Consider the following 8951-nt stretch of genomic DNA (forward strand, 5'->3'; position numbering starts at 1 on the left):
GAACGCAGGCCACACCCTGCCGGTCCGCACGCCACGCCGGAGCTGACCGACACGGAGAAGACACCCGGTTGCGGCGTGTTGCCTGAACCGGATGATCCGAACATCAGTCCCACGGGCTAAGTCAGGTCGGCACGATGCTCGGTGACGACGTCGACCGGGCGAGCGCGTGCCAACTCGCATCCGGCGCCTTCGCTGGACTTCATCTACCGATGAGCGTGTACGCTCACGGAATGTCCGCGGCCTTCCGGTTGTCCCCGATCGAAACCGGCTTGTTGAGGAAATACTCGCGATTGCCGGTCGCCGCTTCCGCGTATTGGTCGATGGCGACGATGATGGCTTGGACGTGGGCATAGCACCACCCTTCCCGCGTCGCGCGTCGGCGAACGTCCTCGAGCGCGGTCAGGAAGGGCGAGAGGTCTCGCTCGTCATCGAACCACCGCCTGCTCACCACGTCCTCCCGCCGAGCACCCTGCCCTTGGTCTGGCGCGGCTCTGCCGCCTTCAGCGCGTCGCGTTGCGCGCACAGGCTCTCGACCTTCGCCTCCATCCGCGACAGCAGCGCTTGCGCCGAGGCCGTGCCGATACCCGCCCGCTGCAGCTGGAGGATCTCCTTCCTCTGCCTGCCCATCTGGATGCGCATCCGTTCGATCTCCCGCCTGAGAAAGTCCAGGTCCGGCATTGTTCCGCCTCGCGAATTTGAGATATGACGCATGAGAACAAAAACGGAACGAAGAGTCGAGTCCGACGTTCTACGGAAAACGGAATAGGAGATGTGCGATGGCCGACAACACAAGGAAGGACCCGAAGGACTGGGTTTCCGGCGACGACCCGATGACCGGAGCCCAGGAATCCTATCTCAAGACCCTCGCCGAGCAGGCGCACCAGGACCTGCCCGAGGACGAGCTGACCAAGGCCGAGGCCTCGGAGCTGATCGACAAGATGCGGCAAAAGGCCGGGCTGGACGAGTGAGCCGTCCGATTGCGGGAACCCGGCTCCGTGCGTATGCAAACGAAATTGGGAATCGAAAATGTCTTATTTCGTTTGCGCCCGCGACGGAGCGGGCCAGATCATCTTGAAGAGAGACACAAGGGAAGCGGCCGAGAAGAAAGCCGCCGAGCTCCGCGACATGGGCTATTTCGAAGTCGAGATCGTCGCGAAGGATGACGAGAAGACGGCGTGAGGGAGTGGGCATGGGCGGCGAAGTTGGCCGCGCATGGATCAAAGTAACCCTCGCAATCTTTCCATCATTTGAAGCCAGCGCCTCATGCTTCCCTCAGCACCTTGATGACGCTGAGAATGACGAAAGCACCCAGACCGTAGGTCAGCGCATTCACGACCCAGGAAATGGCGATGCCGAGGAAGGTGGATCCTCCGACCGCTCCCCGGAAAAAATACGCTACGCTGATGCCCGGCCATTCCAGCCAAAGAAGCGCGAAGTCGGTCAGCGGCTCCAGGACAAGGAGCACCGTCGAGATGAGCGCCCCGATGGCCAATGCGATAACGAGGTGCGTCCTGATCGAGGGCATCAAAGACCCAGCAGGCCGGCGATAACAGGAATAAGGAAGAAAGCGGCGATCCCGAGAAGCCCGCCCACGACAAAGCGTGCAGCGCGGCCGTGAATCTTCGTATCGAGCCACGCACAGATGGCCACCACAGCCTGTCGCAGCCAGCTTCCCACGAGGGCTCTGACGAGATCGAACAGGAGTTCTGCAACGAGTGCGGCCATGGCGTTTGGTCGGCGCCACCTCTGGCGCGGTTCAACAGACGGTCATCGCGGTGTCTCGATGGCCAAATGGCCGGGATCGGCGAGTTCGTCATTGTCGGCACGCCATGTCGCGCCCTATACCGTAACGGAAACCTCAATCCGGATATTGCGCATCCTGCACGACCTTCGTGCCCCACTCCCCTGACTTTCAACAAGCGATCAGGCATCAACCCAAAACGATGGCTTGAATGAAAACCGCACTTGTCTTCGGCGCAACCGGCTTCATCGGCTCGCATTTGCTGCGCGACCTGCTGGACAGTCCCGATTATTCGCGCGTCGTGGCGGTGGCCCGCAAGCCGCTGGCGGTGAGCCATCCGAAGCTCACGGTGCTGATCGGCGATCGCGCGTCCCTGCCCGCACTTAAATCCCAATTGGTCGCGGACGAGATCTTCATCGCGCTGGGGACGACGCGCAAGCACACCCCTGACGAGGCCGAGTACTACAAGATCGATCATGATTATCCGGTGTTGGCGGCCGAGATCGCCAAAGCGAACGGCGCGCGGTCGGTGTTTCTGGTCACGGCCGTTGGCGCCAACGCCGGCTCCGGCGTGTTCTATCTCAGGACCAAGGGCGAGGTGGAGCGGGACATTCTCGCGCTCGATTTCGAGCACACGCATATTTTCCGCCCGTCGATGATCCTCGGCGCGCGCGACGAGGACCGCCCGCGCGAACGCCTCATCGTCGCGATATGGAGCCTGCTCAATCCGCTGCTCGTCGGCCCAGCCGACCGCTATCGCGGGCTCGCCGGCAACGACATCGCGCACGTCATCGCCAAAGCCGCGCGGCATCAAACCGAGAAGGTGCGTATCTATCATTGGAAAGAGATGGCGGCACTGCTTCGAACGTGATGCAGTGCGTAAGATGGGTTGAGCCCTTGCTGCACCGATGTCTGCAGGCGGCGTAACATCCGCCGTCCTTTTCGTTCGACTTCATCGGAAAGGGCGAAGGGCGAGAGCGGTTGAAAGCTTGCGCCGCTGGACTGCACCTCCCGAATAACACAAGATAGTTGCAGTATCGGTGCACCAGATCGTCCGGGGCTAGGGTGAGCTGCGTGCACCGCAGTAAAATCTAAAAAACGGCAGGGAGGAACGATGCGGCGAAAAAGAAATGTGGCGCTTAATGATGCGATGGCTGGCCTGGGTCTAGTCGCGGCCATCATGGTCGTTGCGATCTCGCCGGCAAGCGCCGACAATTCGGCCAACATACCACCTGCGCTCAAATGCGCTGACTTGACCGGCTGGAAGATGCCGGGATCGACGGCAACAGTCACCAAGGCCGAAATGGTGCCGGAGGCGCCGCCCGGAACCGTGCAGCCGTCACCGCCGGCGCCGGCCACAATATCGGTGGCGCTGCCGCCGAACTGCCGCGCGGATGGCGTGATCGATCAGCGCGTGGGGGTCGAGGGCAAGTCCTACGCGATCGGCTTTGCCGTTGCCCTGCCCGATCGCTGGAACGGCCGGTTTTTGTTTCAGGGCGGCGGCGGTTTGAACGGCTCGATCCGGCCGCCGCTGGGTTACCACGCGGCCGGCGAGGTGCCAGCGCTGGCGCGCGGCTTTGCCGTGGTCTCGACCGATAGCGGTCATCAGGGCGCGGTGTTCGATGCCTCGTTCCTGAAGGACCAGGAAGCCGCGCTCAACTTCGCCCATGCATCCGTCGGCAAGGTGACGTTGGCCGCCAAGGCGATCGTCGCGCATTACTATGGCCAGCCCGCAAAGCGTTCCTATTTCACGGGGTGCTCGACCGGGGGCCGCGAAGGCATGCTGGCGTCGGCGCGCTATCCCGAACAATTCGACGGCATCGTCGCCGGCGCGCCTGCGCTGCGCACCGGCAATTCCAATATCGGTCTCGCCTGGGCCAACGCTGCCTTCAGCCAGATCGCGCCGAAAGATGCGTCCGGCAAGCCGGAGCCCGCCAAGACTTTTTCCGCGGGCGAGCGAAAGCTGATCGCGAACGCGATCCTCGATGCCTGCGACGCCAAAGACGGCGTCAAGGATGGCCTGATCTTCGACGGCAAGGCCTGTCAATTCGATCCCGCGGTGCTCACCTGCAACGGCGACAAGACGAATGACAAGACGGATTCCTGCCTGGCGCCGCCGCAGGTCGATGCCCTGAAGAAGGCGTTTGCCGGACCGAAGAATTCACGCGGCACGCAGGTCTACCCGCCGTTCCCGTGGGACAGCGGCGTGGCAGCCGAAGGCGTCGCCATTCCCGGCATCCTGACCACGGGCGCGCGCAGTCCGGTCGGACCGCCTGTTTGGGAAAGCATCAACGTCGATCAGCTCGAAGACCGGGTCAACGCGAGCGGGATGGATCGCCTCACCAACACCGCCTACTGGACCAACCTCTCGAGCTACTTCGGCCATGGCGGCAAGCTGCTGTTCTACCACGGTGTGAGCGATCCCTGGTTCTCGGCGAACGACACCGTGAATTACTACGAGCGCATGGCCGCGGATTCCGGCGGCATGGAATTGGTGCGGGAGAAATCGAGCCGGGCCTTCCTGGTGCCCGGCATGGGTCACTGCTCGAGCGGCGTAGCGCTCGATCGTTTCGATCTCCTCAGCGCGGTCGTGAACTGGGTGGAAGACGGCAAGGCACCCGACGCGGTGGTCGCGACGGGACCAGCCTTCCCCGGCCGCAGCCGGCCGCTGTGCGCCTATCCGCAACTTGCGCGGTACAAGGGCCAAGGCGATCCGGAGAGCGCGGCGAGTTTTGAGTGCAAGTAGGGAGAGATGTGCGCGGGCCAGATGCGCACCGTAGAACTCGATGCCAAGGATCGGCGCACGCGGCAGGACCATGACAATGCCAGCACGCTCTCACCGAAGCGTGCTCAGAACGTCGCGCATCGAACGACGGTGACTGTAAACTCAATTCATCTTTGCAGAGACTTCGAATGGTGGCGGCTGACGCAATTGAGTGCAATGTCACCGTAATGGCCATAATAGCAGGCTGTCACCGTAATGGTGGTCTATAGGGCTGATAACCCCGCGATTTAAGCGTAATCCGAAAATCGCCCTGAGTCAGCGAACCGCGTCATCGGCTTCAACGGCCACACAATGCAACCAAGACTTGAAAGGCCGAGTAAGCGGCCCGATAATGTCGGAAGCATAGGGGGCTGCATTGTTCGAAAAGTTTGGTGCGTCATTCGGGCTGAATCAAGCTGATTTTATCGCTGCCTGTGGAGTTCTGGTTTCTATGGTTTCAATACTCGTCGCCGTCTTGGCGTGGCGATTTCCGCCGAAGCCAAAGCCGGACGAAGACGAGGTTCGCGAGGTCCTTACACCCATATCAACGCCGCTGGATGAACCACCGAACCCGCCACATGGAAGAGAAGAGATTCCAGCGTCGCCGCCCAAAGATGCGCAACTTGAAGGCCCGAGCGAAATCGAGTTGCCGTTTCCGCCCGGCTTGAGGATTTTGGACTACGACCCGGGCGTCCGGCTAACACTCCGCGAGTGTGGAAGAGCTACTGTGCAGCCCTCCGTTCTACTTCCTAGATTGGGCCTGAGCCTCGGATTATCCTTTATCGTAGGCGCCACCGTCCATGCCGTGCTGGCGGTGCCAATGCTGGTTCTCTTGTGCGCTATGTCCTTCCGTTCGTCCCGACGAGGAGCTCGCGTCCACCTAAATCTTCAAAAGCGAATGTTTTTTGTTTCACGTGGGAACAGTTCCTCGGGCGGCGGATGGCCTCCCGAAGTGGATCGTGGAGTAAAGCAGGAAGGCAAATCTGATAAGTGGCTCATATCGCTCTACCTAGCCGGGGTCTGCATCTGGACGGCCGAAACAGGTACGCCCGCAGCAGGAAAGGCAAAGATTCGAAGTTTCGAAAATGCGCTCCGCCAGATATGCGCGCAACCTCAACCGAGTTCAGTCAGCCAATGGGATCGCCTCATTGAATTGATATTCTATGCATGAACTCCCGGATTACGGTGACAGTGCACAAAACTGTCGGATCTCGCCGTCCGGTTCGGGGCGCGTTTTGCGCACAATGCGAATTGAGTGCACTGTCACCGTAACGATATATTTCCGATCGCAGGGACACCGATGAGCGACCCGTCTTCACTCGATTTGAGAACCTCGATAGCCGTTGTCGCGAGTGTCATAGCCCTGTTGAGCCTCATAATGGCCATGGGACGCACGCCCCCAGAAGACACCAAAACAAACCTCCTCAGGTGGGCCGAGTTCTTCAGGCTTCATCGAATTCCGACCTGGGTCCGAAGTCAGAAGGTTGACGTATGGGCACGCAACGCATCGGTGATAATTGCGGCTCTGTCCACGGGAGTTGCTACGAGCACTCTACGTTCGCTCTGGTCACCGATGGAAAAAAGCCAGGATAGGTATGTTTCTGAGGAACAGTACAGGGAGTTGGAGCGTCGTTATCAGGAGTCACTACGACAACTCAACTCCGTTCCAAAGTCGGCTACTCCCAGTCCCGCCAGCAACTTCTTTGGTTTAGATGACGCGAAGCGATGGCACATATCGAACATTCTTCATAGCCAAACGGCCAACGTGGGCAGCGGTAAGCACTGTGAAGGTCGCCTGTTCTCAAAACCCAATGACAACTCCGCGCAACAGCTGACGAACGAAATTCCCCCATTGCTCAGGTTGGGCAGCTGGCATCTAGAGGGTGGACGCAACAGCAAATCGGCGTTTCCTGACGGCGTCACCATCAACGTCGGGCAGGATACCGGTCCAGCATTTACGTGCGCCTACCGATTATCGGAAGTGCTGGATAACATGAAGTTAAAGCCGGTCACTCTGAAGGTGAACATGGCAACTCCCGACTTAGTCGAATGCAAGGAGTGCGTAGAGGTCATCTTTGGAACGATAAAACGGCCTGAATGAGGTTTTGGGATGCCGCTCAAGCTGGAAACTCGAGCTGATCTGGAGGCTCTCCACACCAACCAAGTTACTGAGACAAGTGCCCTAGAATACAAGGCATCCGGCTCCGTCGACAACACGGACGGCAAGAAGGCCGAGATGGCGAAGGATGTATCTGCCATGGCGAACGCAAACGGCGGGCAGATTGTCTATGGGATGACGGAGAAGGATCATCTGCCGTCCGGGCTTGATGCCGGAGTCTCGCCGAAGCCGTTCGACGGTCTTTGGTTTGAGCAGGTTATCCAGCAGAACATTAAGCCGCCTGTTGGAGGCTTGAAAATAGAAGTTGTTCCGGCGGGAAACGGCAATAACTACATCGTTCTGACTATCCCGGCCTCCAAAACAGTCCATCAAGCTAAGGATGGCAGGTATTACCGGCGCCGCAACTTCCGCATCGACATTATGGAAGACTACGAAATCCGCGAAGCAATAAATCGAGCCACAACTCCCGAACCTTACGTGGAAATCTGGTTCTCAAGTCGTCCGAAGATAATCTCGTGGTCGGCGAATGACACCCATTCCCGACCCGTTCCCTTGAACTTAAGGATTGGAAATCGCTCTACGGCCCCAGCCCTTTATACTCACGTCAGTCTTTTTCTTGGCGAAGGGCTCATCGTTGTATCGAGCGGGGGGACCTCAGTCGACGAAACCACAACTACCGACGGCAAAAAAATAAGGCAGCTCCAGTTTGCCTTAGTGGTTCCTCACCACCTTCCCCTCTTTAGAGAAAAGACATTCCGCTTGGGCAATGGAACAAGTATCGCAATCCCTCTCGCCCACCGTTCAGACGACATGAGCTACCGTATCGGAGTCGAAGTTGCCACGCCTGGCTACAGCACCATATCGACAGGATATATCGCTAAACGCGGGAACGCACTCACCCTCAGTTGGGAGCCTTGGACAGCTTAGTCGATAGTCCCCTATCAGGTAGCCACTCTCGGGATAACGGTGACAGTGCACTAAACTCCCAAACTGCCGTTTGAGTTGAGTATGCACTGTCACGAAATCCGCACCTCGGCGAAAGACAACCAGCCCAAGGCTAAAGCTGATAGTGCCGCAAAACATCAGCCGCCACCTGCCGATGAATATCGGTCGAAGGATGGAAGTGGATCTCTGTCTGAAATGCCGGCCACTGCCCTGCTGAGCGGATCAGGAAAACCACTTCGGCTTCGACCGTCTCGATATCACGCTCGTTGCGGTCAACGGCATCCATATGGCACCAGACGCTCAGCGTAGCTTTGTCGTTGCCATGTCGCCAAGCGTACCCGTGATAACCACCCTCGCCTTGGGCATTCCAGCCGAGACGCAGCCGATTGCGGATGCTTTGCTTGGTCAATCCCACATAAATCGGCTTCTTGTCGATGCTGGCGATGTAAAGTTTCGGCAGATCGTTGGTTGCGATGCCGGAGAAATGGTTTGTGCCCCTTGCGCAAAGCACCGTGAACTCGGTAGGTGTGAACGACAGCTCGTAAACTTCCGGCCCTTGCATTCTCATTGGCTCCCCCCAGCGATGAGCAACACCAAAGCTTGTTCGCCGCAGGTCGGTCAATCCAAAACGGAGAAAGGATACCCTTTGACTAACTGCCGGCCTAAATCTAATGGAGAGATCGACTTTTGGGGACGCATCACCGAGCGGGCAACGTCTGCCGCCAACCTCGTTCGGCTGGTGGCGGTGTGCGTCACCGGGCTGGCGGTATGGTGTTTCTGGCGCTTCGCGTGCGGGAGTATTGAAAGCTACGGCAGCTTGAGAGCAGCGATGACCAGCCCCGCGACGGCGAAGGCCGCGCTGAAACACCACTGCCAGTGCTTGAGGTAGAACTCGGCGATAACGTGAGCCAGCTTCGACGTACAGTGGCGCCTGTAGCTCCCCTGCACGAAGATGACCGAACTGCCGGGGTCGTTCTGCGGCGGAACATACTTCCCGTCCCACCAGCGTTTCAAATAATCCTTCATACGAATCTCCATGGCCTCACTACCTCCATGGATACGCACCTCATTTCAGATGGTCAGTCATTTGGCCGCTTTATCCGAGTTATTCGACCTATTCACAGCTAAAGCGACGTCTAGTTTATCCCCGCAAATCCACAGACCGTGGACTTGCATTCAACGATCGCCCCGCCCCTGGGGCGCTATCCCCACACCACCCACTCGAGGGTCGTTAGGTCTCATGCGGACAGACGCCGGCATCACGAGAGAACTGCATCATGGCCAGATTCTGCACTGACCACCCGAAGCCCCCTGAAGAGCTGACACGCAACACCCTGCCCCTCCTCCCCATTTCCTGCTATCCCTCCTCCGCCGTCCCGGCC

At 59.0% G+C, this 8951-nt stretch carries 13 protein-coding genes; 7 read left to right on the plus strand and 6 right to left on the minus strand.

What is annotated here, in order from left to right:
- Positions 1–223 precede the first annotated feature (223 nt).
- Positions 224–448, minus strand: coding sequence for a hypothetical protein (locus I6F31_RS26850; protein WP_085974320.1), 225 nt, complete (start codon positions 446–448; stop codon positions 224–226).
- Positions 445–678 carry a hypothetical protein gene (locus I6F31_RS26855; protein WP_035999688.1) on the minus strand — a complete coding sequence of 78 codons (234 nt, stop codon included), beginning with the start codon at positions 676–678 and terminating at the stop codon, positions 445–447. The genes I6F31_RS26850 and I6F31_RS26855 overlap by 4 nt, the downstream gene beginning before the upstream one ends.
- Before the next feature lie 98 nt (positions 679–776).
- Here I6F31_RS26855 and I6F31_RS26860 point away from each other — a divergent pair, with 98 nt between their 5' ends.
- Both I6F31_RS26860 and I6F31_RS26865 read left to right on the plus strand, forming a co-directional pair.
- Positions 777–968, plus strand: a complete 192-nt coding sequence (locus I6F31_RS26860; RefSeq protein ID WP_035999694.1) for a DUF3072 domain-containing protein — start codon at positions 777–779, stop codon at positions 966–968.
- 58 nt (positions 969–1026) lie between these two features.
- Positions 1027–1179 carry a hypothetical protein gene (locus tag I6F31_RS26865; RefSeq protein ID WP_225186381.1) on the plus strand — a complete coding sequence of 51 codons (153 nt, stop codon included), beginning with the start codon at positions 1027–1029 and terminating at the stop codon, positions 1177–1179.
- Positions 1180–1261: 82 nt separating this feature from the next.
- Here I6F31_RS26865 and I6F31_RS26870 read toward each other — a convergent pair whose 3' ends face one another.
- On the minus strand, positions 1262–1525 hold the full coding sequence (locus tag I6F31_RS26870; protein WP_225147905.1) for a hypothetical protein: 264 nt from the start codon (positions 1523–1525) through the stop codon (positions 1262–1264).
- Complete coding sequence (locus tag I6F31_RS26875) at positions 1525–1725, minus strand: hypothetical protein (RefSeq protein WP_225147904.1); 201 nt, start codon at positions 1723–1725, stop codon at positions 1525–1527. The genes I6F31_RS26870 and I6F31_RS26875 overlap by 1 nt, the downstream gene beginning before the upstream one ends.
- Positions 1726–1952: 227 nt before the next feature.
- Here I6F31_RS26875 and I6F31_RS26880 point away from each other — a divergent pair, with 227 nt between their 5' ends.
- The 5 genes from I6F31_RS26880 (at position 1953) to I6F31_RS26900 (ending at position 7551) form a co-directional block, all read left to right on the plus strand.
- Complete coding sequence (locus tag I6F31_RS26880; protein ID WP_225147903.1) at positions 1953–2612, plus strand: NAD-dependent epimerase/dehydratase family protein; 660 nt, start codon at positions 1953–1955, stop codon at positions 2610–2612.
- A 279-nt stretch (positions 2613–2891) separates the two neighbouring features.
- Positions 2892–4487 carry a tannase/feruloyl esterase family alpha/beta hydrolase gene (locus tag I6F31_RS26885; protein ID WP_225147902.1) on the plus strand — a complete coding sequence of 532 codons (1596 nt, stop codon included), beginning with the start codon at positions 2892–2894 and terminating at the stop codon, positions 4485–4487.
- Positions 4488–4881: 394 nt separating this feature from the next.
- Complete coding sequence (locus I6F31_RS26890; protein ID WP_225147901.1) at positions 4882–5676, plus strand: hypothetical protein; 795 nt, start codon at positions 4882–4884, stop codon at positions 5674–5676.
- A gap of 207 nt (positions 5677–5883) precedes the next feature.
- Positions 5884–6606, plus strand: coding sequence for a hypothetical protein (locus I6F31_RS26895; RefSeq protein WP_225147900.1), 723 nt, complete (start codon positions 5884–5886; stop codon positions 6604–6606).
- A gap of 9 nt (positions 6607–6615) precedes the next feature.
- Entirely contained in the window at positions 6616–7551 is a 936-nt protein-coding gene (locus I6F31_RS26900) for an ATP-binding protein (protein WP_225186382.1), read from the plus strand.
- A 130-nt stretch (positions 7552–7681) separates the two neighbouring features.
- Here I6F31_RS26900 and I6F31_RS26905 read toward each other — a convergent pair whose 3' ends face one another.
- Both I6F31_RS26905 and I6F31_RS26910 read right to left on the minus strand, forming a co-directional pair.
- On the minus strand, positions 7682–8131 hold the full coding sequence (locus I6F31_RS26905; protein ID WP_225147898.1) for a hypothetical protein: 450 nt from the start codon (positions 8129–8131) through the stop codon (positions 7682–7684).
- 245 nt (positions 8132–8376) lie between these two features.
- Entirely contained in the window at positions 8377–8595 is a 219-nt protein-coding gene (locus I6F31_RS26910; RefSeq protein WP_225147897.1) for a hypothetical protein, read from the minus strand.
- Positions 8596–8951: the final 356 nt, after the last annotated feature.

This window comes from Bradyrhizobium sp. NBAIM01 (genome assembly GCF_020194115.1).
In the GTDB taxonomy this organism is placed as follows: Bacteria; Pseudomonadota; Alphaproteobacteria; order Rhizobiales; family Xanthobacteraceae; genus Bradyrhizobium; species Bradyrhizobium yuanmingense.

What these genes read in the sequence shown, in the direction of transcription:
- I6F31_RS26880 (WP_225147903.1), top strand. Translation starts at nt 1,953, where the DNA reads ATGAAAACCGCACTTGTCTTCGGCGCAACCGGCTTCATCGGCTCGCAT.
- I6F31_RS26870 (WP_225147905.1), bottom strand. Translation starts at nt 1,525, where the DNA reads ATGCCCTCGATCAGGACGCACCTCGTTATCGCATTGGCCATCGGGGCG.
- I6F31_RS26900 (WP_225186382.1), top strand. Translation starts at nt 6,616, where the DNA reads ATGCCGCTCAAGCTGGAAACTCGAGCTGATCTGGAGGCTCTCCACACC.
- I6F31_RS26865 (WP_225186381.1), top strand. Translation starts at nt 1,027, where the DNA reads ATGTCTTATTTCGTTTGCGCCCGCGACGGAGCGGGCCAGATCATCTTG.
- I6F31_RS26905 (WP_225147898.1), bottom strand. Translation starts at nt 8,131, where the DNA reads ATGCAAGGGCCGGAAGTTTACGAGCTGTCGTTCACACCTACCGAGTTC.
- I6F31_RS26895 (WP_225147900.1), top strand. Translation starts at nt 5,884, where the DNA reads ATGGCCATGGGACGCACGCCCCCAGAAGACACCAAAACAAACCTCCTC.
- I6F31_RS26860 (WP_035999694.1), top strand. Translation starts at nt 777, where the DNA reads ATGGCCGACAACACAAGGAAGGACCCGAAGGACTGGGTTTCCGGCGAC.
- I6F31_RS26910 (WP_225147897.1), bottom strand. Translation starts at nt 8,595, where the DNA reads ATGAAGGATTATTTGAAACGCTGGTGGGACGGGAAGTATGTTCCGCCG.
- I6F31_RS26855 (WP_035999688.1), bottom strand. Translation starts at nt 678, where the DNA reads ATGCCGGACCTGGACTTTCTCAGGCGGGAGATCGAACGGATGCGCATC.
- I6F31_RS26875 (WP_225147904.1), bottom strand. Translation starts at nt 1,725, where the DNA reads ATGGCCGCACTCGTTGCAGAACTCCTGTTCGATCTCGTCAGAGCCCTC.
- I6F31_RS26885 (WP_225147902.1), top strand. Translation starts at nt 2,892, where the DNA reads ATGGCTGGCCTGGGTCTAGTCGCGGCCATCATGGTCGTTGCGATCTCG.